Below are 26,358 nucleotides of genomic sequence, written 5' to 3'. Positions count from 1 at the left end.
ACCAGTATTTCCGAAATAAAATAAAGCAGTATAAAATATACTGCCATTATTAGCATTCGAATACATAAATCGCCAGCCGCTGCGCGGCAGCACAGATGGATTAAGCGGCAACAGCAACTCCTGGAAAAATGCCGATAAAAAAACCCGAACTGTTGTTGGCAGTTCGGGTTTTTTTATAACACACAGTCATCGCATCATTCGAGTTCCGTGGCCAGTGATGGTGCCGGTGGCGGAACCGGATCACCTTCTTCCGGATAGCTCAAGCTGATCTGCTCTTTCTCATCCAAGTCGACTGTCACGCGGCCGCCGCTAACCAATTTTCCGAACAGCAATTCATCGGCCAAGGCCTTGCGTATCAGGTCCTGGATCAAACGCGCCATCGGCCGTGCGCCCATCTGCGGATCAAAGCCCTTCTTGGCCAGGAACTTGCGCAAGTCTTCGGTGAAAATCGCTTCCACTTTCTTCTCGTGCAATTGCTCTTCCAGTTGCATTAGGAACTTGTCTACCACGCGCAAGATGATTTCTTCGTCCAAGGCGCGGAAACTGATGATCGCATCCAAGCGGTTGCGGAATTCAGGCGAAAACATGCGCTTGATGTCGATCATTTCATCGCCGGCCTCTTTCTTCTCGGTAAAACCGATCGACCGTTTTTGCAGGCTTTCGGCTCCTGCATTGGTGGTCATGATGATGATCACATTGCGGAAATCCGCTTTGCGGCCATTATTATCAGTCAGCGTGCCATGGTCCATTACCTGCAGCAGGATATTGAAAATATCGGGATGCGCCTTTTCAATTTCGTCCAGCAACAACACGGAATGTGGTTTCTTGGTGATCGCTTCGGTCAACAAGCCGCCCTGATCGAAGCCGACGTAGCCCGGCGGCGCGCCGATCAGCCGGCTAACCGCATGGCGTTCCATGTATTCCGACATATCGAACCTGATCATGTCGATACCGAGAACGAAAGCCAACTGCTTGGCGACCTCGGTCTTGCCTACACCAGTAGGACCGGAAAACAGGAATGAACCAATCGGCTTGTCGGTCTTGCCCAAACCGGCACGCGCCATCTTGATGGCGGAAGCCAACGCTTCAATTGCCGGTTCCTGGCCGAACACCACATTCTTCAGATCGCGGTCAATCGTCTGCAGCTTGCTGCGATCATCCTGGTTGACCGATTGCGGCGGAATGCGGGCAATTTTGGAAATGATGTCCTCGATTTCCGCCTTGCCGATGATTTTTTTCTGCTTCGATTTGGGCAGAATGCGCTGCGCCGCACCGGCTTCATCGATCACGTCGATCGCCTTATCGGGCAGATGACGGTCATTGATGAAGCGCGCTGACAATTCCGCTGCAGTGGTCAGCGCAGAAGCCGAATACTTGACCCCATGATGCTCCTCGAAACGGGATTTCAAGCCACGTAGAATTTGCACCGTTTGCTCCACGGTCGGCTCATTTACATCCACTTTCTGGAAGCGCCGTGACAGCGCATGATCTTTCTCGAAGATGCCGCGAAATTCTGTGTATGTGGTGGCGCCAATACATTTCAACTGACCATTGGCAAGCGCCGGCTTGAGCAGGTTGGAGGCGTCAAGCGTGCCACCAGAAGCCGAACCAGCACCGATGATGGTATGAATTTCGTCGATAAACAAAATGCCGTTCGGATTGTCCTTGAGCTGCTTGAGCACTGCCTTGAGGCGTTGCTCAAAGTCACCGCGATACTTGGTCCCTGCCAGCAAAGCGCCCATATCGAGCGAATATACAATACCGCTGTTCAGGATTTCAGGCACATTGCCTTGCGTGATGCGCCACGCCAAACCCTCGGCAATCGCGGTCTTGCCAACGCCGGCCTCGCCCACCAGCAGCGGATTGTTCTTCCGGCGGCGGCACAAGATCTGAATCACGCGATCGATTTCCGCTTCCCGTCCAATCAAGGGGTCGATCCGCCCCTCGGCAGCAGCCTTGTTGAGATTCTGCGTATATTGGTCGAGCGGGCTTTCTTTCTGCTGCCCTTCCGTATGCACCTCATCTGCGCTTTCCGACGGCTTTTGCGGATCGGACTGTTGATCCTTGCGCACCCCGTGTGAAATGAAATTCACAACATCGAGGCGGGTAACACCTTGCTGATGCAAATAATAGACTGCGTGTGAATCTTTTTCACCGAAAATGGCTACCAGAACATTGGCGCCAGTGACCTCATTCTTGCCGTTTGAGGCAGACTGGACGTGCATGATTGCACGCTGAATCACTCGCTGGAAACCCAGCGTCGGCTGTGTGTCAACTTCGCTCGTGCCCGCCACTGTCGGCGTATTGTCGGCGACAAAATTGGACAGTGTTTTGCGCAAGTCATCGATACTGACTGCACACGCACGCAATACTTCTGCTGCAGATGGATTGTCCAGCAGCGCGAGCAACAGATGCTCGACAGTGATGAATTCATGTCGTGCCTGACGGGCTTCGACAAAAGCCATGTGCAAACTTACTTCCAAATCCTGGGCAATCATACTTCCTCCATCACGCATTGCAGGGGATGCCCCGCTTTACGGGCATGCGTTAAAACAAGATCCACTTTGGTCGACGCAATGTCTTTCGAATATACGCCACATACCGCTTTACCGTCGCGATGGACCTTCAGCATCAGATGCGTCGCGGTCTCGCGATCCTTGTTGAAATACTCCTGAATAATCGCAACCACAAACTCCATCGGTGTGTAATCGTCATTGAGCAATAACACCTGATACATGGATGGTGCCTTTAATTTCTGTTCACGCTGCTCGATGAGCGTACTGTTTTCATGCTTAATGGCCATGCGTCTATTCTTAATCCGTTCGACTTCAGATACAACGCGTCATAACCGACGTCCAATATTCATTTCTTTTGATATTACGCGGTTTCTTTCCTGTTCGCAGATGGCACCTGTAAAGATCAAATCAAGAGCATTTTGTTCGATCTAGCGCAATAAAATATGTTTGCCGATGAAAAATCGCTTGACCATAAATTTTTTTCCGAGAACAATAGTATTTATTGCAAGGAAAGAAAATTTTCTTGTCAATATATAAGTGGGTACTTAGTTTGAAGCAGCAATTTTGATGTTTCTTGCTTTATGACTCGTGTGATTTTTTTTATTTGAAAGATGCATTATGGCAACAGGTACAGTCAAGTGGTTCAACGATTCTAAAGGCTTCGGCTTTATCACTCCAGATGATGGTGGAGAAGATCTGTTTGCGCACTTTTCCGCAATTAACATGAACGGATTCAAGACCCTCAAAGAAGGTCAAAAAGTTCAGTTCGAAGTCACGCAAGGCCCTAAAGGCAAGCAAGCTTCAAATATCCAAGCTGCATAATTCTTGGATTAAAAAAGTTTTCGGAAAACCCTGCATTGCAGGGTTTTTTTTCGCCCATAGATGGCAGAACATGTGGCAATCTTTGAGGAAAACAGCTGCACCCAATTAAAAAAGGCCAGATTTAATCTGGCCTTTTGTTGTGTATCGCTAATAACTATTAATCATTAACGGCAGTAGTGCAATTACATATTTTCAATCATGACGTCGCCAAAACCGGAGCAAGACATCTGAGTGGCGCCTTCCATCAGACGGGCAAAGTCGTAAGTAACTTTTTTCGATGCAATCGATTTTTGCATCGAAGCGATAATCAGATCAGCCGCTTCCAGCCAGCCCATATGGCGCAACATCATTTCTGCCGACAAGATCAGTGAACCAGGATTAACATAATCTTTTCCGGCGTATTTTGGCGCTGTACCGTGAGTCGCTTCAAACATCGCAATCGAATCCGATAAATTGGCACCCGGCGCAATTCCGATACCACCGACCTGAGCCGCCAGCGCGTCCGAGATGAAGTCGCCGTTCAAGTTTAATGTCGCAATGACGCTGTACTCGCCGGGACGCAACAGAATCTGCTGCAGGAATGCATCTGCAATCGAATCCTTGACGACGATGTCTTTGCCGGTCTTCGGATTTTTGAATTTGCACCATGGGCCGCCATCGATCAGTTCGGCGCCAAATTCTTTTTGCGCCAAGGCATAAGCCCAGTCGCGGAAGCCGCCTTCGGTGTATTTCATGATGTTGCCTTTGTGCACAATCGTCACAGATGGCTTGTCATTATCAATTGCATACTGGATTGCCTTGCGCACCAGACGCTCGGTACCTTCGCTGGACACCGGCTTGATACCGATACCGGAAGTATTCGGGAAACGAATTTTCGTAACGCCCATTTCATTCATCAAGAAATCGATTATTTTCTTGGCTTCATCCGTACCTGCCTGAAATTCGATCCCGGCGTAAATGTCTTCCGAGTTTTCCCGGAAAATCACCATGTCGGTTTTTTGCGGTTCACGCACTGGCGAAGGCACACCGGTGAAATAACGTACTGGGCGCAGGCAAACATACAGATCCAGCGCTTGACGCATTGCTACATTCAGCGACCGAATACCTCCGCCAACCGGCGTGGTCAATGGACCCTTGATCGAGACTACAAAGTCCTTCAGAACCTGCAGCGTTTCTTCTGGCAACCATACGTCCGGACCATATACCTGTGTCGCTTTTTCGCCGGCATAGATTTCCATCCAGTTGATCTTGCGCTTGCCGTCATATGCTTTGGCGACAGCGGCGTCAATGACCTTGATCATCACTGGACTGATATCAACGCCGGTACCGTCGCCTTCGATATAAGGAATAATCGGGTTATCTGGAACACTCAATGAAAAATTGGCATTGACGGTAATTTTCTTGCCGTCGGCTGGAACTTTGATATGTTGATACATCGTTGTCTCCGAAGTTGAGGCGAAAAAGAGCGTACATCACTCTATGTGAACATCTGAATACTGCTGACTTTTGCAATTAATCGAATGTATCTTGATTGTGTCTTATATAAGACATAAGACTAGAATTTCATATTATGCGCTTGTATTTTACTTGATGCCATGTTTTTGCGACACTAGCAGCATGCCACTTATATTATTCAACAAGCCGTTTCAGGTGATGTGCCAGTTTTCTACACATCCGACACGCCAAACACTGGCCGATTATCTCGACATTCCGAACGTCTACCCAGCCGGTCGACTCGATGCCGATAGCGAGGGATTGCTGCTGCTCACGGATGATGGCAAGCTTCAGCACGATATCAGCCACCCGGATCATAAACAACCGAAAATTTATATCGTCCAGGTAGAAGGCACCCCCGATCCCGCCATGCTGGCACGCTTACGCAATCCGCTTAATCTCGGGGACTTCGTTACACAGCCGTGTATTGTCAGGCAAATTTATCAGCCTGACTGGCTATGGCCGCGCAATCCGCCGATACGGGAACGCAACAATCACCCGACTAACTGGCTGTCCATCACGCTATCCGAAGGCAAGAATCGCCAGATTCGACGGATGACAGCAGCGGTTGGCCTGCCCACTCTAAGGTTGGTGCGCATCGCCATTGGCAACATTTCCCTGCAATCCCATCCACTTATGCCTGGCGAATGGCGCACGGTATCGCCTGCTGAAATACGATAATTTTTGGACAAAAATTGTAAAAGGCCCGATGTACTGAGCCTTTTTACGTCAAAATGCGTATCTTCTTCAGCCAAGGAATTTCAACATGAACAGGCAGACGCGTCAGTGCATTGGGTTTTTTAGCGTTTTTTTGGTCTGCTTTGCGATACCCGCAACACCCGCATACGCGCAGCAAACGCAAAAGTTTCGCAGCACTACGCTAAGTGCAGGAATGTATGCGATCAAGGCGGAAGTCGCCGCCAATGAGGCCGAGCGTCAGCAGGGTTTGATGTTTCGTGAAAAAATGGCCAGCAACGAAGGAATGATATTCGACTTCGAGGCACCCGCAGGCGTTTGCATGTGGATGAAAAACACCTTGATTCCACTCTCGGTTGCGTTCATTGACAGCAGTGGAAAAATTGTCAATATCGAGGATATGCAACCACAAACCACCAATTCGCATTGCGCAAAAAAAGCCGTTCGCTATGCGCTGGAAATGAACCAGGGTTGGTTCAAGCAGAAAAATATCAAGCCCGGCAGTGTAATAAGTGGATTAGTCCCGAACTGAGCTTATATACCGAAAGATATAGCAACGACGAAAAAACCCGCGCGATAAAATCAAGCGGGTTTTTCAATCAATCACATTGCTTCCAGCCTAGGCCAAAGCAATGGAAACTAATTAAGCCAGTGCTTTCAGAGCTGCAGCAAGGCGGCTCTTATGGCGTGCAGCCTTGTTTTTGTGAATGATTTTTTTGTCTGCAATGCGATCGATCGTTGAAATAGACGATTGATAGATTGCGGCTGCAGCTACTTTGTCGCCTGCAGCAATTGCCTTGCGAACAGCTTTGATTGCTGTACGCAATGTGGAACGCTGGCTGGAATTATGCGCGTTCAGTTTGACTGCTTGACGAGCGCGCTTGCGTGCTTGTGCTGTATTTGCCATGAGTATTTCCTAAAACAAGGTCAAAGTGCGTTCGCAAACCTGAGTGTTGCGAGATAAAAATTCTGTGAAGCCACGCATTATAGCGGTATTTTTTTAAACGAGCAAATCGATGCCGGAGCACCGCGACAAATCAAGTGGCAATTGCTGGAACAGCAGTGTATAGGAAGCGCTCGCTACAGGTTGCAATGCTCTGAGCGGCTATAATTCCGCCCCATGAACTTGCTTAAAACACTTGCCACCGTATCGGGCATGACGATGCTATCCCGCGTGACAGGTCTGCTGCGCGAGTTCCTGATCGCGCGCGCGTTCGGCGCTTCTGCTTATACCGATGCATTTTTCGTCGCGTTCCGCATTCCCAATCTATTGCGCCGACTGTTTGCAGAAGGTGCCTTTTCCCAGGCGTTTGTACCGATTCTGGCTGAATACAAGAACCAGAAAGGCGATCAGCCAACCAAAGTACTGGTCGATCATGTCGCTACCGTGCTGACCTGGACGCTGCTCATTACCTGCATCGTCGGTATTTTGGCCGCGCCTGCGGTGGTGTATCTGATTGCCACCGGCCTGAAATCCAATGCGCAGGCGTTTGATGCCTCGGTCACGATGACGCGCATCATGTTTCCGTATATCGGCTTCATGTCGCTGGTGGCGCTGTCTGGCGGCATCCTCAATACCTGGCGCGAATTCAAGATTCCTGCCCTGACGCCGGTGTTGCTGAACCTGTCCTTCATCGTCGCGTCGCTATTCTTGGCGCCGATGCTGAAGCAACCGGTGTACGCGCTGGCGATTGCGGTGTTCGTCGGCGGCATACTGCAACTGGCGGTGCAAATCCCGGCACTGCTGAAAATCGGCATGCTGCCGCACATCTCGCTCAATCCGGTATTTTGTCTGCGGGATGCGGGTGTGCGGCGGGTGCTCAAACAGATGGTGCCGGCGACTTTTGCGGTGTCAGTGGCGCAAATCAGCCTGATGATCAATACCAATATCGCTTCGCGCATGGCCAACGGCAGCGTTTCATGGCTGTCTTACGCGGATCGCCTGATGGAATTTCCCACCGCGCTACTGGGCGTGGCGCTCGGCACGATCTTGCTGCCGAGTCTGTCGAAAGCCAATTCCGACGGCGATAAAGTCGAATATTCGGCGCTGCTGGACTGGGGTTTGCGGCTCACTTTTCTGCTCGCACTGCCGGCCGCAGTGGGGCTGCTAACCCTGGCCGAACCGCTGACGGCGACGCTATTTCACTATGGCAAATTCGCCGCGCGCGATGTCGCCATGACGGGCAATGCGCTGGTGGCTTACGGCGTCGGCCTGATCGGCCTGATTCTGGTCAAAATCCTGGCGCCCGGATTTTATGCCAAACAGGACATCCGCACGCCGGTCAAGATTGCCGTCGGCGTCTTGATCGCCACCCAGTTGATGAACCTGCTTTTCGTGCCGTGGATTGCACATGCCGGACTGGCACTGTCGATCGGCCTAGCCGCCTGCCTGAACGCGCTATTACTGTATTTCGGCCTGCGCCGGCGCAAAATCTACACTCCCAAAGAAGGCTGGGGCCTGTTTATGATCCGTCTTGTCGGCGCCCTGTTTCTGCTGGCCGGTATCGCCCTCTGGAGCGCCGCACAAGTCGACTGGATGGGATTGAAGGAGCATCCGATGATGCGCATCGGCGCCCTGCTCCTGGTCATTAGCCTGTGCGTCGCAACCTACTTCAGCGCGTTGCTGGCGATGGGCTTTCGGTTCAGGGATTTCAAACGGATCGCGCTGTAAATACCAACCCGCTTGCAGCCGAATAACGTGATTACTGGCAAAATAGTCAAATGATGATTCAGCCGCTCGATTACTTTGCCACCTTGGTCAGTCAGGACGATGCGATTCCGCTGTTCGAGGCGGCGCTCGCCGTCGCGCAGGGCATTGATGAACGGCTTGATTTTGGTGCCACCCAAGCCGCGGTTGATGGTTTTGCCGCCACCTTGCAGCGACGGCTGGCGCCGGATATGACAGATATTCAAAAATTGCGCTTGCTCAACCAGTATTTCTACGGTGAATTGGGCTTTGGCGGCAACGTCAACCATTTTTACGACATCGGCAACAGCCTCATACCGCAAGTCATCGCGACGCGACGCGGGATTCCGATTTCTCTGGCCATACTCTTCATGGAAGTGGCGCAGCAAATCGGCCTGGAGATGAAAGGGATAGCTTTTCCTGGACACTTCCTGATGCGCTTGTCAGTCTCAAGCGGCGAAATCATTCTCGACCCGCTCAACGGCAATAGTTTGACGCGAGAGGCACTGGAAGAGCGGCTGTTGCCGCATATCGAACCGGCAGAAGAGCCGCAGAAAAATACGCTGGCGCACTATCTGCACGCAGCCCATCCGCGCGAAATACTGGCGCGCATGTTGCGCAACTTGAAATCCATCCTGGTAGAAGAAAGAAACTGGGAAGCATTTCTGGCGGTGCAGCAAAGACTGGTCATCTTGTTGCCGGAAGACATCACCGAACGCCGCGACCGCGGCCTGGCGTACGCCAATCTGTCGCGCCCGCAACTGGCGCTGCAGGATCTGGAAACCTATCTGTCCAGACGACCGTATGCGCCGGACGCCGACACGCTGCGCGAAAGGCTGCCTGGACTGCGGCAAGCCTGCAAACGCGCGAGCTAATTTCCCGTTGCGGAAAAACCGCCGTTCAGAACCAACACTAATGCCGGTATTTTTTTATTCGCACAAAATTATTGCGGGGGAAATGCAGTTTTTATGCATACCCCCCTAAAATAATGCAATGAAAGAATGACCGACTTAGCCCTTGGCGCGCGCTTCGATGACTTCCCACTGCTCCAGCGCATCCATCAATAACGCATCGATCTCGGCAAAGCGCGCATTGAGCCGCTTGCCCTCAGCCGCCGGCTGCTTGTATAGATCGGGGTCAGCCAAACGCTCGGAAATCGTTTTCTGCTCGGATTCCAGGCTGGCGATCAGCTTCGGTAGTTCTTCCAGTTCACGCTGCTCCTTGTAACTGAGCTTTTTCTTCTGCGCAAACGCTGCCACTTCCTGTTTCGGCTCGGCTTTCAATTCAGCCTTGGCGGCCTTGATAACTGCCGCCTGCGACGGCCGCACGCGTTCCCAATCGCTATAGCCGCCGATATATTCGCGCCACAGGCCCTCGCCTTCGGAGACGATCACTTCGGTCACCACGTTGTCGAGGAAAGTGCGGTCATGGCTGACCAGAAATACCGTGCCCTTGTAATCTTCCAGCAGCTCTTCCAGCAGCTCCAGCGTATCGATATCCAGATCATTGGTCGGCTCATCCAGCACCAGCACATTGGCCGGCTTGGCGAACAGGCGCGCAAGCAACAACCGGTTGCGCTCGCCACCGGACAGCGATTTGACCGGCGAACGGGCCCGCTCCGGCGAAAACAGGAAATCGTTCAGATACGTCATCACATGGCGGCGCTGGCCGTTGATCTCGACCCAGTCGCTGCCCGGCGCGATGGTGTCGGCCAGGGTGTCGTTCTCGTTGAGCTGGGTGCGCATCTGGTCGAAGTACGCAATCTGCAGCTTGGTGCCTTGCTTGACGCTACCGGAATCGGGTTGCTCCTGGCCCAGGATCATCTTCAGCAAGGTGGTCTTGCCGGCACCATTGGCGCCGATCAGGCCGATCTTGTCGCCGCGCAGCAGAGTCGCGCTGAAATCGCGCACGATGACCTTGTCGCCATAACTCTTCGATACGTTTTCCAGCTCAGCCACGATCTTGCCGGAGCGCTCGCCAGCCGACACCGCCAGATTGACCTGCCCTTGCTGATTGCGGCGGGCGTCGCGATTCAGGCGCAGCGCTTCCAAGCGGCGCACGCGACCCTCGTCGCGCACCCGGCGCGCTTTCACGCCTTTGCGGATCCAGACTTCTTCCTGCGCCAGGAACTTGTCGAATTTAGCATTTTCAACCTCTTCGATCTCCAATTGTTCGGCCTTGCGCACTTCATAAGCGGTGTAATTGCCCGGGAAGGACAACATGCGGCCACGATCGAGTTCGACGATGCGGGTGGCGACATTGTCCAGAAAACTACGGTCGTGGGTGATGAACAGCACGCTGCCCTTATAGTCGCGCAGCAAGCTTTCCAGCCACAGAATCGAGCTGAAATCGAGATGGTTGGTCGGCTCGTCGAGCAGCAGCACATCCGGTGCGCTGACCAGCGCGCAAGCCAGCGCCACGCGCTTTTGCATGCCGCCCGACAGCGTCCCCATTTTTGATGCGCCTTCCAGGTTCAGGCGGTCCAGCGTGGTTTCAACCTTGTTGTTCAGGCTCCAGGCGTCGGCCGCATCCAGCTTGACCTGAATGTCGTGCATGCGCTCCATCAACGCGTCATCGTCATCGCCGCCAAATTGCCCGGTCAAAGTCTCATACTCCGTCAGCAATGCCGCCATCTCGCCCATGCCTGAAGCGACTGCATCGAATACTGTGACATCCGGCTCGAAATGTGGCTCCTGTTCGACATATGCAATCTTGATCCCCTGCTGCATCGACAGCAAGCCGTCATCCAGCTTGGAAGTACCGGCGATAACCTTGAGCAAGGAAGATTTACCAGTGCCGTTGCGGCCGATCAAGCCGACCCGCTCGGAGGAGTCGACCGAAAATTCAGCATGATCGAGTAAAGCTACGTGACCGAAAGCAAGCTGCGCGTTGGAAAGAGAAATGACTGCCATAATGCCCTGATGATGGTTGAGCGGCACCGCAAAAGCGCCGACCGAAATGATGAATGAAGCACGCATTGTACCGATTGCCAGACAAAAGACACGATTCCGGGCAATTACGTCGGCTATAATTGCTGCCGTTTGATGCGATAATGCGCACGCAATTGCGAGCAACTCAGCGCAACTAAAGCGTCTCCCCGTAGCACAATGGATAGTGCACATGCCTCCTAAGCGTGGGATACTGGTCCGATTCCAGTCGGGGGGACCAGTTACAAGTTTCAGGTAGTTCCAGAATATCCCGAAAGCCGCACTTCTCACTATGAGGATGCGGCTTTTTTGTTCCAGTGCGAGCCTATCCGGATAGGATTAATGGCAGTCCGGTACGTTCTGGTCCAGATACACTTCAAAGGCAATGTCACTGGCCCATTTTTTCTTGGTCTGGGCCCAGTAACTGCTCTCCGCCCACGCACGCGCAGTTTTCTTCAGGAACGCCAGCGTATCGGCGTCGCCGGCAGGCGCGATCAGCACCAGCGCGGTGCGCGGCCCGACTTTCAGGCGGGCTGAAAATTTCTTCCATTCCGGCAGCTTGAGCAGTTCGATTAGCATCGCGTCGTCGTGTATGGCGGCGTCGCAGACGCCGCTTCTGAGCGCCAGCAGGGAATCGGCCGGCGCTTTGGTGACTTTTTCAAGCGCACCGTATTTGGCGGCCATGGTGCCGACATAAACCCTGCCTTCGGATAGGCAAACGGTGCGCCCTTTGAGCTGCTCCGGCTGCTTGATATCGGTATCGGTGCGCAGGATTGCCAGCGGCGCGGCGGTGTAACCGGTCGACACCACCGCTGCGTTGCGCAAGAAGGGATCGGTGTCGGCAATCGCTGCCAGCACCACATCCGCCTTGCCGTTGGCCAGCAACTGCATCCGATTTGCAGGTGTTGCGCGCAGTGTGGTCAGCGGCACTTTCAGGCGCGCTGCAAGTTCTTTTGCCAGAATGGTTTCGATACTTTCCGGGGTGCGGTATTTGGCACCCGCCACGTAAGGCGGCACGATGCTGTCCACGCCAACCGCTAACTTGGCACGCTCCGGCAAGCCGGCAGCCAATGCGGTGAAGCTGGCGCATCCCAAGAGGGCAGCTATCAATGTACGCAGCAGAAATGACTGTTTGACCGACATCGCAGACTCCATGACCAGACTTTTATAACTAAACGTATTGATAACGCAGCAAACGGTGCTTCAGTTTTTCCAGGATGAGCTGATCGATCAGGACTGCCAGAATCGCAATCGTCAGGATGTTCATCATGACGCCGACCATGTCGGCAGTTTCGCCCGCATACGCCAGCGAACGCCCCAGGCCTTTGCCGAAACCGATCAGCATTTCAGCTGAAATCAGCGCCCGCCATGCATTGCCGAAAGCCAGCTGCGCGCCGGTGATCAGTTCCGGCATCACGGCCGGCAGATAAACGCGCTTAAGCAGGTCGAGGCGCGTGGCACCCATCACGCGCGCCGCCGATACATGCACTTTTTGCACGCTTTCGGTTGCATTCATGACCGACAGCGCCGCCGGGAAAAATGCCGCAATCGCCACCACGATGATAATCGGCAGACTGCCGAAACCCATCAGGATCAACAGCAGCGGCACCCATGCGATCGACGGAATCGATTGCAAAATGATGATGGCCGACTTCAATACTTCGCGGAAGAAAAACAGTACCGCGCCGACCAGTCCGAAGCTAATTCCCAGCAACAAGGCAGCGCCATAACCGATGCCTAACCGCGACAGGCTGCCCCACAAGGCGGTGCGGAACTGTTCCGTCTGCACCTCTTCCCACAAGCGCAGCAGCACGGTGGGCACATCCGGCATCAGAAAATCCGGCAAGAACCATGCAGCGATTTGCCACATCAGCAAAATGAATGCAATCGCCAGAATCATGGCGAATTTTTTTCGATAACCGGTAATGCGAATTTGAGTACTCATGGCGACTTCAAAAATACGAAAGCCGGCTTGCTGCCGGCCATCTAGAACTAAAAAAACGCGTGATTATAGTTTACGGTCCTTTTGCCAGGACAGATCGAGAATACTCTTGACGTCGAACGGCTTGCCATCGCGGGTTTTCAACGCGCCCTGCTGTTGCAGGATGTTGGCGATTTCCTGCATCCGCAATTGTTCCTTGGCGGTTAGTGCGGCGCTGAAGGTCTGACTCTTGATGGCGTCGCGGATCACGTCTTCACGCGGCAAGTCGCCGTGCTTGAGGGTTTTCAGGGTCGGCTCTGAAATGAAATAAGAGGCGATCAGTTTCGATGCTTCAGCGGGTTTCTTTTGCAGCAAATCGATCGCTTCGCGCTGCGCATCGAGCGATTTCCAGACCTCGGCGCGGCGTTTTGCCAGCGTCTCGCCCGAAGTGATGACGACCATGCACGGGAAAGGCCAGACTTCGCCGATTTCGTAAATTTGTTTTACCGGCGCAATCAGTTGCGCAATGCTGGCTTGCGGCTCAAACAGGAATGCGGCATCGACCCGCTTGCCCACCAGCGACTGCACCGCCACCTGCGGGCTGACGCCCATGATGTTGACATCGTCCACTTTCAGCCCGGCATTCTTCAGCACCACGCCTTTCAAGACGGTGTCGGCCGTGCTGCCTTCGGCTTGCGAGGCCAGCGAGTGGCCCTTCAGGCCGGCGACATCCTTGATGCCGGAGTCTTCGCGCACCACAATCGCGTGATAGCCATGCTGCGCACCGCCCACCACTTTCAGATTGGCGCCCTTGGAGGCCCACGCCACCGCATTGGTAAAGCCCAGCACGCCGGTATCGAGCTGGCCGCCGACGATGGCCTTGATCAGATCGGTGCCGGATTTGAATTCGACCAGCTCCACATCGAGACCCTGTTTCTTGTAGAAACCGCCTTCGTGCGCGGCAATCGCCTGCGCATCGTCCATCACGCGCAAATAACCGATCTTGAACTTGTCGGCAGCCAGAGCCTGGCTACTGAGCGCCAATACCGCTACCGTGGAGAGTAATAATCGTGACAATTTCATACGCTAGCCTCTTCTATTGATTTTGCAATATTGTCTTGCTCTGCATGGATTCCCAGCAGCCCCAGAATTTGACGCCGGATCGCTGAAAATTCGGACAAATCGTGGGTTTTTTCGTGATGCGCCAGATTGAATTCGCGCAGCACCGTAGCTGGCCGCGCGCTAAACACCAGAATCCGGTCGGCTAGGAACAGCGCCTCGTCGACGTCGTGCGTGACCAGCAAAACGGTCGGCCGTTCTTCTCGAATCAATTGGCGCAATGCGTCCTGCAAAGTCATCCGGGTCAGCGCATCGAGCGCGCCGAACGGCTCGTCCAGCAACAGCACTTGCGGGCGCGAAATGAAGGCGCGCGCCAGTGCGGCGCGCTGCCGCATGCCGCCTGACACCTGATGCGGATAATAGGCTTCGAAACCTTCCAGATTGACTTTCGCCAGCCAGATGTTGGCCTGGACGCGTGCTTCCTGTTTGTCGACTTGCTGGAATTCGAGCGCCAGCGCGACGTTTTGCTGCAGCGTCAGCCACGGATACAGCGCATTTTCCTGAAACATCAGGGTGCGCTGCGGGTGCGGGCCTGTAATCGGCTGGCCATCTGCCAGCATGCTGCCGCTGCCTGGCGTTTCCAGCCCGGCAGCAATGTGCAGCAGAGTCGATTTGCCGCAACCGGACGGCCCGACCAAAGCCACCAGCTCGCCGTCTTCGATCTCGCGGCTGAAGTTATCGATCACATGCAGACCGGAAAAACTTTTTTGTATATTGTCGAAAGACAGCTTCATTAGACCTCGTTGTTGATGGCAGAACCGCAACTGGCGCTGGATATCCGGCGCGGCATCCATGATGCGTGTGCGTTGCGACTGGGGAAATTGGGTGAATGCTGCGTACTGTAGCGAAGCCGCTTATGCAGCACAACTATTTTTAAACGCTTTGCTTATTCGAATATGGCATAACACGCTGCTGCAGCGATCCGTCAGGCGGGCGCTTGAATCAAAATGCTGGCGGTTGGTAATTTATCCCATTCCCGCATTACTAAGGAATCTTATGCCGGCAGCGCAGTCAATAACCAGTCGACAACATTAACTATGCGCAAAATTACCGCCCTGTTTTTCCTGTAAATTCAGGGTGCGTTTTACTCACCTGCCAGCAACCTTGATTGAGATTTACATGCCACCACTTACCGCCAGCACCTCTTTTGCCGCCCTGCAATCCCACTGCGCAAGCGCAAAAAACTGGCGTCTGCCGGATTTATTCGCGCAGCATCCGCAGCGCTTTGCGGACATGTCGCTCAAGACCGGCGGCCTGCTGCTGGATTATTCCAAAAATCTGATCACTGCCGAAACCCTGCACTTGCTGCTCGACCTGGCGCGCGAACGCGGCGTGGAACAACAGCGCGACGCGATGTTTGCCGGCGCCAAAATCAATACCACTGAAAACCGCGCAGTGCTGCATACCGCGCTGCGCGCACCGCGCGATGCCCAATTGTTGCTCGACGACCAGGATGTAATCGCGGATGTGCATGCGGTGCTGGATCAGATGCGCGCCTTCACCCAGCGCGTGCGCAGCGGACAATGGCTGGGCCACACCGGAGCCGCCATCACCGACATCGTCAACATCGGCATCGGCGGCTCCGACCTTGGCCCCAGAACGGTGTGTCAGGCCTTGCGGCCGTTTGCACAGCCCGACTTGCAGCTGCATTTTGTGTCGAATGTCGACGCTTGCGATCTGGATGCGGTACTAAACAGGTGCAATCCGGAAACCACGCTTTTCATCATCGCTTCCAAAACCTTCACCACACTGGAAACCATGATGAACGCGCACTCGGCGCGCACCTGGCTGCTGCAACAGGGCTGCCCCGAGGCGGCGCTGGCCCGGCATTTTGTAGCGCTGTCGACCAATACCGCAGCGGTCAAGGCGTTCGGCATCGATCCCGAAAATATGTTCCCGTTCTGGGATTGGGTGGGCGGGCGTTACTCGGTCTGGTCGGCGATCGGGCTGCCGGTTGCGCTGGCGGTCGGCTTCGACCATTTCGCCGAATTCCTGCAAGGCGCGCACGCGATGGATCAGCATTTCCGCAGCGCGCCGCTAGAATCGAACATGCCGGTTCTGCTGGCGCTGGTCGGCGTATGGAACCGCAACTTCCTCGGCTGCGCGTCGCTGTCGATTGCGCCCTATCTGCAAGACCTGAAACTGCTGCCGGCTTTCTTGCAGCAACTGGATATGGAAAGCAATGGCAAAAGCGTTGCCAGGGATGGAACCGCGCTGGAAACCGCAAGCGGCTCGCTGGTCTGGGGCCAGGCCGGCACCAATGGCCAGCATGCGTATTTCCAGTTGCTGCATCAGGGCAGCGATGTGATCCCGGTCGATTTCATCGCCGCGTTAAAGCCGCAACACAAGCTGCCGGACCACCACGCGGCGCTGCTGGCCAACTGCTTCGCGCAGTCGGAAGCGCTGATGCGCGGCAAGAGCGCTGAAGAAGTGCGCGCCGAAATGCAAACCCAGGACATCGATCCAGCGCAGATCGCGGCACTGGCGCCGCACCGCACTTTTGCCGGCAACCGCCCCAGCAACACGATTCTGATGGATGCACTGACCCCTACAACTCTGGGCGCGCTGATCGCGCTGTACGAGCACAAAGTCTTGGTCCAGGGCGTGATATGGGGCGTCAACAGCTTTGACCAGTGGGGCGTCGAACTGGGCAAGGTGCTGGCCCAAAAGATCCAATCCGAACTGCTGGGCGCGGCGCAACCGCAACAGCACGACAGCTCCACCAATGGCCTGATCGCCATCGCCAGAACTGCGCTTTGATGCATTTTCACTACAATCGTCAACCTGAAGCCCAGTGCAATCAATACTAGGGCGCTGTATTTATAATGTACGCATTAGAAATATGCGCAAAATCGCATGTTTTTAGTGATACTCCCACTTTAATTTTATGCCGGACGGCGCAGGCAGCGGCATAACGTTGTTCCTGCAAAGTTGCCAGAGCCCGCGCCCCCGCTCATTGGCGCGCTATTCGCCACTATTTGCCGCTATCTGCAACCAATACTGATCGCACGCATCTATGCAATCTTTCGCTCTTCGCTGTGCAGTCGGCAGCGGCGCAATCTTTATCCACAAGAATTTAGAGGTTATAGCTGGAATTCCCATATAGTATGAGCCGCTGATAGATTTTCAAGATTTCTCGATTTTTTCAATTATTCTCATTCTTGCCACTGGCCTGTTCGCGTTTCAGCGCGAATGAAGTGGCAACCCTTGAGTCTGCTCTGGTGGCGTCAAATGCTGTTTTTGTCCGAGCCGCTTACTAATTAATATGTGATTGTTCGCATGAAAGAAATTATGCCGAAAACCGGTTTTGGTGATGGTGCTGACGAAAAACAGGGTGGCCCTGACGGCAGCATAGAATTTCAGCGCCAAACAACGCTGCTCAAGACGGGCGCCTTGCAAGACGCCATTTTCAATAGCGCCTACTTCTCCTGCATCGCCACGGATGAAAAAGGGGTGATTCAGATTTTCAATGTCGGCGCCGAGCGCATGCTGGGCTATGCGGCATTGGATGTCGTCAATCGGATCACGCCAGCCGACATCTCGGACCCGCAAGAACTGATCGCGCGGGCAGCGGCCCTGAGCCTGGAATTGGATACGCCGATTGCGCCGGGTTTTGAGGCGCTGGTGTTCAAGGCCTCGCGTGGCATCGAAGATATTTACGAGCTGATCAAAATCCGCAAGGACGGCAGCCGCTTCCCCGCCATCGTCTCGGTCACGGCGCTGCGCGATGCGCAAGAAAAAATCATCGGCTATTTATTGATCGGCACCGACAATACGGCCCGCAAACAAGCCGAAGCGGCTCAGGATCAACAGCTGCGCGACCAGCAATTCTATACACGCTCGCTGATCGAATCGAATATCGATGCGCTGATGACGACCGATCCGCAAGGCATCATCTCGGACGTGAACCAGCAGATGATGGTGCTCACCGGATGCACCCGCGATGAATTGATCGGCGCGCCTTCCAAGGACTTCTTCACCGATCCCGAGCGTGCCGAGCAAGGCATCCGGCAAGTATTGCGCGAAGGCAAAGTCACCAACTACGAACTCACCGCGCGCGCCAAGGATGCGCAAGAGACCGTGGTGTCCTATAACGCCACCACCTTCAATGACCGCGACGGCAAATTGCAAGGCGTATTCGCGGCGGCGCGCAATGTGACCGAGCGCAAGATTTTCGAGCGCACCTTGCAAGAGAAAAATATCGAGCTGGAGCATGCCAGCCGCATGAAGTCCGAGTTCCTGGCCACCATGTCGCACGAATTGCGCACGCCGCTGAACGCCATCATCGGCTTTTCCGAGGCGCTCAAGGATGGCTTGATGGGCCAGATGAGCGAGACCCAGCATGAATACATCGGCGATATTTTCACCAGCGGGCAGCACTTGCTCTCCCTGATCAACGACATTCTGGATTTATCCAAGGTCGAAGCCGGCATGATGGAACTCGAACTGGAGGCGGCCGACTTGCACAGCCTGCTGTCGAACAGCCTGTCGATCGTGCGGGAAAAAGCCGCAGCCCAGCGCATCCAGCTCGAACTCGACACTGGCGAAGACTTGGGCATCCCCCAGCTGGACATGCGCAAGACCAAGCAAATTGTCTACAACCTGCTGTCGAATGCCGTCAAGTTCAGCGCCAACGGGGGACGCGTGAGCTTGCGCGCGCGGCGTGTTTCGCGCAGTACCGTTGGCACCCTGTCCGGCACCTGGCCAGTGCATAACTTCCCCCTGGCCGCCAATGAGTACAACGAATTCCTCGAAATATGCGTCAGCGACAACGGCATCGGCATCTCGAAGAAAAACATGGCGAAATTGTTCCAGGCCTTCAGTCAAATCGACAGCAGCCTGGCACGCAAATTCGAGGGCACCGGCCTCGGCCTGGCGATGGTCAAACAATTGACCGAACTGCATGGGGGCGCTGTGGCCGTGTCCAGCGCCGAGGGCGAGGGAGCGCGCTTTGCCGTCTGGCTGCCGCTGCGCACGCCGGCACCAGCCGCACCCGCCCTGCCCCACAGCGCCGGCGTCGGTGCCGGAGTTGCAGCCATCACGGCGACCGATTCCAAGCAGCGCATGGCGCTGGTGGTCGAGGACGACGACCAGGCCGCCGACCTGGTGCGCCTGCTGCTTGAAGCCGAGGGCTTTACCGTCTTGCGCGCAGCCAGCGCCGAGGCCGCTCTCTTATTGGCCCCGCAATACACCCTCAGCCTGATCACGCTGGACATTCAGCTGCCGGGCATCGATGGCTGGGAGTTTTTGCTGCGAATCCGCGAACACAGCACCCTGGCCCACGTGCCGGTGGTGATTGTCGCCGGCCTGGCCGATAACAATATGGCGCTGGCCGGCGGCGCCGCCGCGGTGCTGCAAAAGCCCATCAGCCGCGTCCAGCTGAAAACATCTCTGGCCAATCTGGGCCTGCATCCAACCCAGGAACGCACCCACACGGTACTGGTAGTAGACGACGACCCCAAAGCAGTCGAAGTGATTTCCGCATTCTTGCCGAACCCGTCCTATGCGGTAGTGCGCGCGTATGGCGGCAGCGAGGCGATCATCCTGGCGCAGCGGCTGCGGCCGGATTTGATTTTGCTCGACTTGATGATGCCGGAAGTGAGCGGCTTCGATGTGGTTGAAGCACTCCAGCGCAATACCGATACGGCGCGCATCCCGATCCTGGTGGTGACCGCCAAACAGATCACGGAGCAAGACCGCGTTGCGCTCAATAGCAATCCGGGCACGGTCATCCATATTGTAGAAAAAGCCGAATTCAATCACGCGCGTTTTATCGACGAGGTAAGACGCGCCTTGCTGCCACACTAGAAAGGGCGCCACATGGCCAGAATATTAATCATTGAAGACAACCCGGCGAACATGAAGCTGGCCTCTCTTCTGCTGCGCAACGCCGGCCATACGGTGCTGTGCGCGGTCGATGCCGAGACCGGCTTGACGCTGGCGCGCACCGGCCAGCCCGACCTGATCCTGATGGACATCCAGCTGCCCGGCATGGACGGCTTGGCGGCGACGGCCCTGCTGAAACAAGATCCGGCCACCGCCGCCATTCCCGTCATTGCGCTGACCGCGATGGCGATGAAAGAAGACCAGGAAAGAAGCCAGGTGGCCGGTTGCGACGCGTATATCGCCAAACCGCTGCGCTACCAGGAATTGTATGCAGCAATCGATGCCCTCCTGGTCAAAAAAGAGCAGGGGTTGCCACAGGCAGCCAGCGCAGCAAATCCCGTTCATCCGCCACCATGACCAGCCCTGCCACCATCCTCATCGTCGATGACGAAACCCGGAACTGCAAGCTGCTCGAAGCGCTGCTGCGGCCCGAAGGTTATCTCACGCTGTGCGCGGCCAATGGCGAAGAGGCGCTGGCCTCGATTGCGCAGCGCGCACCGGACCTGATTTTGCTCGACATCATGATGCCGGGCATGGACGGCTACCAGGTGACCAGCATACTCAAAGCCAACCCTGCCACCTCTGATATTCCGATCATCATGGTGACCGCACAAATCGACCGCAGCGCTCGCCTGGCTGGCCTCGACGCCGGGGCCGAAGATTTTTTGACGAAACCCGTCGACCGGGCCGAATTGTGGTTAAGGGTGCGCAATCTATTGCGCTTGAAAGACGCGCTGCAGCAATCGAAAAACAGCCTGCATCAACTGCTCACGCATCGGGAGCAGATCAAGGAAGAAGAGCGCAAACGCATCGCGCGCGAAATTCATGATGACCTGGGGCAGAATTTACTGGCTTTGCGCATTGACATTTCAATCCTGCATGCACGTACTTCCAATGGCCATACACGCCTGCACCAACGGGTAAGCGTGCTGCTCAATAATCTGGACACCACCATCAGATCGGTCAAATCCATCATCAACGGCCTGCGGCCTTTCGAGCTGGAATTGGGATTGCAGGCGGCAGTCGAATGGCAGCTAAAGGGATTCGAGCGCATCAGCGGGGTTGCCTGCGAACTGTCAATCGATGAGGCGACGTTGGGTTATGCGCCGGACGAGGAGCAGACCCTGACGATTTTCCGGATTCTGCAGGAAGCATTGAGCAATATCGCCCGCCATTCGCAAGCGACCAAGGTTGCGGTCACGCTAAGTCGCAGCGACCGCACATTTTCCATGCGGGTAAAGGACAATGGCGTCGGCATTTATCCGGGCGACCGAAGAAAAACAAACGCGTTTGGCATAGTGGGAATCAAGGAGCGCGTGAGTTCGCTCGGCGGTGAACTGATCATCGATAGCAGCGATGGCAATGGGACTGTGTTGTCGATCTTCATTCCTGTCGAGGAACGGGCGCCAGAATTGAAATTACCTGAAGGCGGCTAGTCGCTTACGCCTGTTTAGCAGTGCATGCTCCAGCCAGGCAATGCGCTGCCGCAGCGCGGCAGTATTCTATAAATACTAGAGACATGTATTTATAAAAATACTTTAAAAACATGTGGAAAACTGCATGTTTTTAATGATACTCCCTAGTTAATTCTAAATTAATAGCTATTCAGCGCGCTATAAGAGGCGCCCAAACCGAAGCAGTTTCTTGGTGGAGCGCACCCGGGCGCGACCAGCTTGCCAATTGCTATGGGGGAATCGCGCCCGGGTGCGCTCCTACAAAATCACACCACTTCGCTCTTAGCTGGTGTGCCGGCTGAATAGTTACTAAATTTTAGGCTGGTAAAGCGGCTTTTCTTGCCACAGAGCCGGATACAACAGGGTTTGTTCGGCCAGTCTGGCGCTGATCTGCGACGCCGGCGCCGGCCGGCACAGCAGATAACCCTGCAATTCATCGCAACGGTGGCGTATCAGGTAACTGGCCTGGGCTTCGGTCTCGACGCCTTCGGCCACCACCGACAGGCCGAGATTGCGCCCGATCATGATGATGGTGCGGCAGATGTCGGCGTCGGCCGGATTGGTGCTGATATCGCGCACGAACGACTGATCAATTTTCAGCTCATCGACCGGGAAGCGCTTGAGGTAACTCAGGCTCGAATAACCGGTGCCAAAATCGTCAATCGAAATCCGTATCCCGAGCGCTTTCAGGCGTTCCAGTTCGAGGATGAACAATTCCGGATCTTCCATCACCAGCGATTCGGTAATTTCCAGCGTCAGAAATTGCGCCTTGAGCCCGCTTTGCGCCAGTGCGCGAGCCACTATTTGGCTAAAATTCTTGTGCTTGAACTGCGCCACCGAGACATTCACCGAAACCGGAAAATTCGACCAGCCGGCCTCGATCCAGGCCTGATTCTGGCGGCAGGCTTGCTGTAGCGCCCATGCGCCGATCGGCACAATGAGGCCGCTTTCTTCGGCAATCGGAATGAATTCCATCGGCGGCACCAATCCGCGCTGCGGATGATTCCAGCGGATCAGCGCTTCCATACCTGACACCCGGCCGCTGCCGGAGCAGATTTTAGGCTGGTAATACAATTCAAATTCGCCCTGCTCAAGGGCGCGCCGCAACTGGTTTTCAGTATTCAGGCGCTGCGCAGTGCGGCTCCCCAGTTCGGGCGCATAAAACTGGTAATTGCCGCGCCCCATCGCCTTGGCCTGGTACATCGCGATATCTGCGCATTTGATCAGGTCGGAACAAGAGTCGCCGTCGTTTGGGTAGAGCGCGATACCGACACTGGCGCCGGCCTGCACATCCTGCGACTCGATGCAGATCGGCTGCTGCATTGCGACAAACAGGCGCTCGACGATATCCACCAGCACCGCGGGGTCAGCCAGATTCGGGCACACCAGCACGAACTCGTCGCCGCCAAAGCGCGCCAGGGTATCGAAATCACGGATGCAGGCGCTAAAACGTTCGCTCAGAGTCTGCAGGATCTGATCGCCGGCGCCGTGACCGATGCTGTCATTGAATACCTTGAAGCGATCCAGATCGATGAACACCACTCCGACCGACTGGCCGTTGCGCTGTGACATGCTGATTGCCTGCTGCAGCCGATCCTCCAGCAAATACCGGTTCGGCAGGCCGGTCAGCACGTCGTGACTGGCCTGGAACGCCAATGCATTCTGCTGCTGGATGCGCTCGGTGATATCGCTCTGCACGCCGACGAAATGTGTCACTACACCGTTTTCGTCGCGCACCGGACCGATGCGCAGATCGTTCCAGAACAGGGTGCCATCCTTGCGATAATTGCGCACCACAGCATGGCCTTCGCGCTGTTCCTGTATCGCCATGCGGATTTCCAGCAAGCCATCCTGGTCGAAATCATCGCCGTGTAAAAAATTCCAATTCAGGCCGATCACATCCTCGGCCAGGTAACCGGTAATCCGTTCGAACGCCGGGTTGACATAGGCTATCGGCAGATCAGCAGCAACGGCGTCACAAATGATGATGCCGTTGCTGCTTTGCTCCATCGCCCGCTGATTGATGCGCAGATTCTGTTCGGCCAGTTTGCGCTCGCTAATGTCGCGCAGCACGCCGGAATAAATCAGCGGCTGGCCGGCGTCGTCAAAGTCGACCTGCCCCAGCACTTCAACATGGCAATATGTGCCATCTTGCCGTCGTAGCCGGTACTCCATTTTCAATGCTTGTCCGCCGGCCAGCGCTGCTGCGCGGGCTTCATTCACCCACTTGCGGTCCTGCGGGTGAATTAAATCGACATAGAAATCCAGACTGAGATTTGACACGCTGCGATCGACTTGCATCATGTCCTTGACCAGGTCCGAGCAGGAATATTCGCCGGTTCTGAAATCGTAGCTCCACAAGCCCATTCCGGCCAGGTGCTGTGCTTCCAGCAGTTTTTTCTGGGTCGCCATGATGGTGCGATAACTGCGCTCGCGCTCGATGGCAACTGTGGCCAGGCCGGATATGTTTTTGATCAGTTCCAGCTCCTCCGCTTTGGGCTCGCGGATTTCCCGATAATAGGAGGAAAATGTCGCCACCAGCTCGCCGGAGGAGGAAAAGATCGGGGACGACCAACAGGCCCGCAAGCCATGCTCCAGCGCCAGCTGGCGATAATCCCGCCACAAGGGGTCGATTGCGATATCGCTGACGACAACCGCTTCCCGGCGATATGCGGCAGTCCCGCAAGAGCCTGCCAGCGGACCGATTTTTAATCCGTCACGCCCCGCCGCGCGGCGGTACGATTCCGGCAAGCTCGGCGCTGCGCCGCAATGCAGCCGCAAGCCATCCTCGCTCACCAGCCTCACCGACGCAATCATGCCGGGCACCTGTTGCTCCATCAGGTGCGCTATGCGCTCCAGAATCTGCGCCAGCGGCTCGCCTTTGGCAGACATCTCCAGGATCTTGGCGCTCTCCTTGATCAGGCGCTCGCGCTGCATGCGTTGGGTGACATCGCGGGCCACCACCATGATGGCGTTTTCGCCGAAATGGTCGAAGACGGTGGACAAGATTTCCATCTCGAAATCGGAACCGTCGAAGCGTCTGCAGCGCAGCACAACCGGCGGATTGGTCCGGCCGCTTTCTGCATTGCGTATGCGCTTTTGTATCAGCGGCCAGTCGTCCGGATGAAACAATGCCTGGTACGGCAGCGCCAGTACATCTACCGGCTCTGCCGCGCCGAACAGATTGGCGCCAGCCTGATTGATATACACCAGCCGGCCGCTCTGATAGATATAGATGCTATCGGGTGACAGCGAAACCAGGGCGCGATAGCGCTGCTCGGCTTCTACGATGCTTGCCTCGGCCAGTTTGCGGCTCTTTTCCTTGCGTTCGGCATTGAGGTAAAAAGAAATATTGTCTGCCAGCTCGGTCAGCAATTCAACCAGCTCGGCATCGAAAAAATTGTCCTGACTGTCGCCGATGGCAAAAACCCCGACCACCCGCCCGTTGCTGCGGATCGGGAACGCTCCCGCGGCGTTTACATTACTTTGAATCATCGTGCTGCGCCAATCATCAGGCACCGCGTTCGAACGATAATCATTGCTGTAATGGCTGGTCCCGGACAGGATGGCAGGAATGGAAACACTGCGCGCCGATGCCATCGGGTCGTCCAGATGCAGTCGTAGCTGGCGCAGCGTGCTCAAGGCAAGACCGGCGCTGGCCACCGGGATCAGCTCCCTCTGCGCATTGAGCACGCCGATCCAGGCCACATCGCACATGCCGCAGGCGACTGCAATCTCGCATACCTGGTCGAACATATCCGCGGAATTTTCCGAATGGATGATCGCATGATTGACCCTGGCAAACATCTGATAAAAACGCTTGCTGCGGACCAGCCGCTCCTTGATGCTGCGGCGCGTGGTCAGGTCGTCCGCTATGGCAGTCCAGATCTGACTGTCAAAGTCCAGATGGGTCTCCATGCGCACTATCACCGGATAAGAGCTGCCGTCTTTTTTGCTGTGTTGGGTTTCCAGCACATGGTAGCCAGCCAGCGTGATGGCCGACAGGCTGGAAAAATGTGTCGGATATCCGGCGTTGAGCGCGCCGATGTCGAGTTGGCACAGTTCCTGCGCGCTATAGCCGAGCCGGGACAGTGCGGCCCGATTGGCATAGACGATCTTCAGGGACACCGCGTCCGCCAGATAAAATTCCCTTTCGTTGCGCCCGACGATGGCCAGCAGGGATCTGTTTTCGGTGGCGGCCCGATGCACTTCGAGCAACGCCATCAGGACTTCGGCCAGTTTTCGCAGTGTCGATTTTTGATAATCGCTCAACTGCCCCGGCTTGGTATCGGTCACGCAGAGCGTACCGAGTGCATGGCCGGCCAGCGTCACAATCGGCATGCCCGCATAGAATTTCAGGCCGTGCGCACCGGTGACCAGCGGATTATCGGCAAAACGCAGGTCTTGCGCGGCATCGGTGACCTCCAGCAAATCTCGATCCAGGATGGTATGCGCGCAAAACGATACGCCGCGGGCAATCCGATCCGCACCGCTGCCGCCAAATGAAGACAGCAAAAACAGGCTATCCGCATCGATCAGGCAAATGTAGGCAGCGGGTGTATTGCAGAAGCGGGCGGCAAGTTTGGCCAGGGAGGCGAATATTTGCTTATCGCCGATGCCATTGATGTCCAACAGACCATAAGCGCGCAATTGCGCCAGACGTACAATCTCGTTGGCTGGTTGTATGGCTTCTATCATGGGTCGTCTCGTTGGCAAAAAATGATTGTAAAGTCTCTTTTTTTAAGCCGATTCTAGCAGTTTCCATTTTGCAAAAGTCTCAAAAAAATGCGCGGCCCGCCGTATTTGCGCGCTCGACGCCGCCAAACAGGAAGGATGG

At 55.3% G+C, this 26,358-nt stretch carries 19 protein-coding genes and 1 tRNA gene; 10 read left to right on the top strand and 10 right to left on the bottom strand.

The window, feature by feature from the left end; genetic code table 11:
• Nucleotides 1-194: 194 nt before the first annotated feature.
• Together clpA and clpS are read right to left on the bottom strand one after the other, a co-directional pair.
• Nucleotides 195-2,498, bottom strand: a complete 2,304-nt coding sequence (gene clpA / locus FKCLFG_RS02410; protein ID WP_472614649.1) for an ATP-dependent Clp protease ATP-binding subunit ClpA — start codon at nt 2,496-2,498, stop codon at nt 195-197.
• Nucleotides 2,495-2,803 (bottom strand): ATP-dependent Clp protease adapter ClpS, encoded by a 309-nt coding sequence (clpS, locus tag FKCLFG_RS02405; protein WP_472614648.1) that lies wholly within the window; start codon nt 2,801-2,803, stop codon nt 2,495-2,497. Before clpS ends, clpA begins: the two co-directional genes overlap by 4 nt.
• A gap of 331 nt (nt 2,804-3,134) precedes the next feature.
• On the opposite strand from clpS, the gene cspE reads away from it, so the two are divergent.
• Nucleotides 3,135-3,338: a transcription antiterminator/RNA stability regulator CspE gene (gene cspE, locus FKCLFG_RS02400; RefSeq protein ID WP_010395943.1), complete on the top strand. Its 204-nt coding sequence runs from the start codon at nt 3,135-3,137 to the stop codon at nt 3,336-3,338.
• A 182-nt stretch (nt 3,339-3,520) separates the two neighbouring features.
• On the opposite strand, the gene icd is transcribed toward cspE, so the two are convergent.
• Nucleotides 3,521-4,774 carry an NADP-dependent isocitrate dehydrogenase gene (icd, locus tag FKCLFG_RS02395; protein ID WP_472614647.1) on the bottom strand — a complete coding sequence of 418 codons (1,254 nt, stop codon included), beginning with the start codon at nt 4,772-4,774 and terminating at the stop codon, nt 3,521-3,523.
• A gap of 181 nt (nt 4,775-4,955) precedes the next feature.
• Between icd and FKCLFG_RS02390 the strand changes: the two genes are divergently transcribed.
• Nucleotides 4,956-5,513, top strand: coding sequence for a pseudouridine synthase (locus FKCLFG_RS02390; RefSeq protein WP_472614646.1), 558 nt, complete (start codon nt 4,956-4,958; stop codon nt 5,511-5,513).
• Nucleotides 5,514-5,598: 85 nt separating this feature from the next.
• The gene (locus FKCLFG_RS02385) at nt 5,599-6,060 is read left to right on the top strand and encodes a DUF192 domain-containing protein (protein WP_472614645.1); all 462 of its coding nucleotides are present in this window, start codon (nt 5,599-5,601) and stop codon (nt 6,058-6,060) included.
• A 111-nt stretch (nt 6,061-6,171) separates the two neighbouring features.
• Here FKCLFG_RS02385 and rpsT read toward each other — a convergent pair whose 3' ends face one another.
• Nucleotides 6,172-6,435, bottom strand: a complete 264-nt coding sequence (gene rpsT, locus FKCLFG_RS02380; protein ID WP_472614644.1) for a 30S ribosomal protein S20 — start codon at nt 6,433-6,435, stop codon at nt 6,172-6,174.
• Between the two features lie 213 nt (nt 6,436-6,648).
• Between rpsT and murJ the strand changes: the two genes are divergently transcribed.
• The gene (gene murJ / locus FKCLFG_RS02375) at nt 6,649-8,199 is read left to right on the top strand and encodes a murein biosynthesis integral membrane protein MurJ (RefSeq protein WP_472614643.1); all 1,551 of its coding nucleotides are present in this window, start codon (nt 6,649-6,651) and stop codon (nt 8,197-8,199) included.
• Nucleotides 8,200-8,249: 50 nt separating this feature from the next.
• On the top strand, nt 8,250-9,089 hold the full coding sequence (locus tag FKCLFG_RS02370; protein WP_472614642.1) for a SirB1 family protein: 840 nt from the start codon (nt 8,250-8,252) through the stop codon (nt 9,087-9,089).
• A 135-nt stretch (nt 9,090-9,224) separates the two neighbouring features.
• On the opposite strand, the gene FKCLFG_RS02365 is transcribed toward FKCLFG_RS02370, so the two are convergent.
• Entirely contained in the window at nt 9,225-11,126 is a 1,902-nt protein-coding gene (locus FKCLFG_RS02365; protein ID WP_472615772.1) for an ATP-binding cassette domain-containing protein, read from the bottom strand.
• A gap of 181 nt (nt 11,127-11,307) precedes the next feature.
• Here FKCLFG_RS02365 and FKCLFG_RS02360 point away from each other — a divergent pair.
• A tRNA-Arg gene (locus FKCLFG_RS02360) sits at nt 11,308-11,382 on the top strand.
• 98 nt (nt 11,383-11,480) lie between these two features.
• Here the strand turns inward: FKCLFG_RS02360 and FKCLFG_RS02355 are convergent.
• The 4 genes from FKCLFG_RS02355 to FKCLFG_RS02340 all read right to left on the bottom strand — a co-directional run bounded on the left by FKCLFG_RS02355 (nt 11,481) and on the right by FKCLFG_RS02340 (nt 14,915).
• A complete protein-coding gene (locus FKCLFG_RS02355; protein ID WP_472614641.1) occupies nt 11,481-12,284 on the bottom strand; it encodes a transporter substrate-binding domain-containing protein in 804 nt (267 codons plus the stop codon).
• A gap of 28 nt (nt 12,285-12,312) precedes the next feature.
• Nucleotides 12,313-13,086, bottom strand: a complete 774-nt coding sequence (locus FKCLFG_RS02350) for an ABC transporter permease (protein WP_472614640.1) — start codon at nt 13,084-13,086, stop codon at nt 12,313-12,315.
• 63 nt (nt 13,087-13,149) lie between these two features.
• Nucleotides 13,150-14,145: an ABC transporter substrate-binding protein gene (locus tag FKCLFG_RS02345; protein WP_472614639.1), complete on the bottom strand. Its 996-nt coding sequence runs from the start codon at nt 14,143-14,145 to the stop codon at nt 13,150-13,152.
• Entirely contained in the window at nt 14,142-14,915 is a 774-nt protein-coding gene (locus tag FKCLFG_RS02340; protein WP_472614638.1) for an ABC transporter ATP-binding protein, read from the bottom strand. The genes FKCLFG_RS02345 and FKCLFG_RS02340 overlap by 4 nt, the downstream gene beginning before the upstream one ends.
• Before the next feature lie 385 nt (nt 14,916-15,300).
• On the opposite strand from FKCLFG_RS02340, the gene pgi reads away from it, so the two are divergent.
• The 4 genes from pgi (at nt 15,301) to FKCLFG_RS02320 (ending at nt 21,503) form a co-directional block, all read left to right on the top strand.
• A complete protein-coding gene (gene pgi / locus FKCLFG_RS02335) occupies nt 15,301-16,941 on the top strand; it encodes a glucose-6-phosphate isomerase (RefSeq protein ID WP_472614637.1) in 1,641 nt (546 codons plus the stop codon).
• 519 nt (nt 16,942-17,460) lie between these two features.
• The gene (locus tag FKCLFG_RS02330) at nt 17,461-19,989 is read left to right on the top strand and encodes a response regulator (RefSeq protein WP_472614636.1); all 2,529 of its coding nucleotides are present in this window, start codon (nt 17,461-17,463) and stop codon (nt 19,987-19,989) included.
• Nucleotides 19,990-20,001: 12 nt separating this feature from the next.
• Complete coding sequence (locus FKCLFG_RS02325) at nt 20,002-20,424, top strand: response regulator (RefSeq protein WP_472614635.1); 423 nt, start codon at nt 20,002-20,004, stop codon at nt 20,422-20,424.
• On the top strand, nt 20,421-21,503 hold the full coding sequence (locus FKCLFG_RS02320) for a response regulator (RefSeq protein ID WP_472614634.1): 1,083 nt from the start codon (nt 20,421-20,423) through the stop codon (nt 21,501-21,503). Before FKCLFG_RS02325 ends, FKCLFG_RS02320 begins: the two co-directional genes overlap by 4 nt.
• Before the next feature lie 327 nt (nt 21,504-21,830).
• Here the strand turns inward: FKCLFG_RS02320 and FKCLFG_RS02315 are convergent, their stop codons facing one another.
• Nucleotides 21,831-26,219 carry an EAL domain-containing protein gene (locus FKCLFG_RS02315; RefSeq protein ID WP_472614633.1) on the bottom strand — a complete coding sequence of 1,463 codons (4,389 nt, stop codon included), beginning with the start codon at nt 26,217-26,219 and terminating at the stop codon, nt 21,831-21,833.
• Nucleotides 26,220-26,358: the final 139 nt, after the last annotated feature.

It is taken from the genome of Gelidimonas denitrificans, assembly GCF_055694065.1.
Note: the sequence above shows the minus strand (reverse complement) of the source record. Positions and strands in the feature narration are given on the sequence as shown.

Bases quoted from the DNA above. Each gene is read 5' to 3' on its own strand.
- clpA (WP_472614649.1), bottom strand. From the start codon at position 2,498: ATGATTGCCCAGGATTTGGAAGTAAGTTTGCACATGGCTTTTGTCGAA.
- clpS (WP_472614648.1), bottom strand. From the start codon at position 2,803: ATGGCCATTAAGCATGAAAACAGTACGCTCATCGAGCAGCGTGAACAG.
- cspE (WP_010395943.1), top strand. From the start codon at position 3,135: ATGGCAACAGGTACAGTCAAGTGGTTCAACGATTCTAAAGGCTTCGGC.
- icd (WP_472614647.1), bottom strand. From the start codon at position 4,774: ATGTATCAACATATCAAAGTTCCAGCCGACGGCAAGAAAATTACCGTC.
- FKCLFG_RS02390 (WP_472614646.1), top strand. From the start codon at position 4,956: ATGCCACTTATATTATTCAACAAGCCGTTTCAGGTGATGTGCCAGTTT.
- FKCLFG_RS02385 (WP_472614645.1), top strand. From the start codon at position 5,599: ATGAACAGGCAGACGCGTCAGTGCATTGGGTTTTTTAGCGTTTTTTTG.
- rpsT (WP_472614644.1), bottom strand. From the start codon at position 6,435: ATGGCAAATACAGCACAAGCACGCAAGCGCGCTCGTCAAGCAGTCAAA.
- murJ (WP_472614643.1), top strand. From the start codon at position 6,649: ATGAACTTGCTTAAAACACTTGCCACCGTATCGGGCATGACGATGCTA.
- FKCLFG_RS02370 (WP_472614642.1), top strand. From the start codon at position 8,250: ATGATGATTCAGCCGCTCGATTACTTTGCCACCTTGGTCAGTCAGGAC.
- FKCLFG_RS02365 (WP_472615772.1), bottom strand. From the start codon at position 11,126: ATGGCAGTCATTTCTCTTTCCAACGCGCAGCTTGCTTTCGGTCACGTA.
- FKCLFG_RS02355 (WP_472614641.1), bottom strand. From the start codon at position 12,284: ATGTCGGTCAAACAGTCATTTCTGCTGCGTACATTGATAGCTGCCCTC.
- FKCLFG_RS02350 (WP_472614640.1), bottom strand. From the start codon at position 13,086: ATGAGTACTCAAATTCGCATTACCGGTTATCGAAAAAAATTCGCCATG.
- FKCLFG_RS02345 (WP_472614639.1), bottom strand. From the start codon at position 14,145: ATGAAATTGTCACGATTATTACTCTCCACGGTAGCGGTATTGGCGCTC.
- FKCLFG_RS02340 (WP_472614638.1), bottom strand. From the start codon at position 14,915: ATGAAGCTGTCTTTCGACAATATACAAAAAAGTTTTTCCGGTCTGCAT.
- pgi (WP_472614637.1), top strand. From the start codon at position 15,301: ATGCCACCACTTACCGCCAGCACCTCTTTTGCCGCCCTGCAATCCCAC.
- FKCLFG_RS02330 (WP_472614636.1), top strand. From the start codon at position 17,461: ATGAAAGAAATTATGCCGAAAACCGGTTTTGGTGATGGTGCTGACGAA.
- FKCLFG_RS02325 (WP_472614635.1), top strand. From the start codon at position 20,002: ATGGCCAGAATATTAATCATTGAAGACAACCCGGCGAACATGAAGCTG.
- FKCLFG_RS02320 (WP_472614634.1), top strand. From the start codon at position 20,421: ATGACCAGCCCTGCCACCATCCTCATCGTCGATGACGAAACCCGGAAC.
- FKCLFG_RS02315 (WP_472614633.1), bottom strand. From the start codon at position 26,219: ATGATAGAAGCCATACAACCAGCCAACGAGATTGTACGTCTGGCGCAA.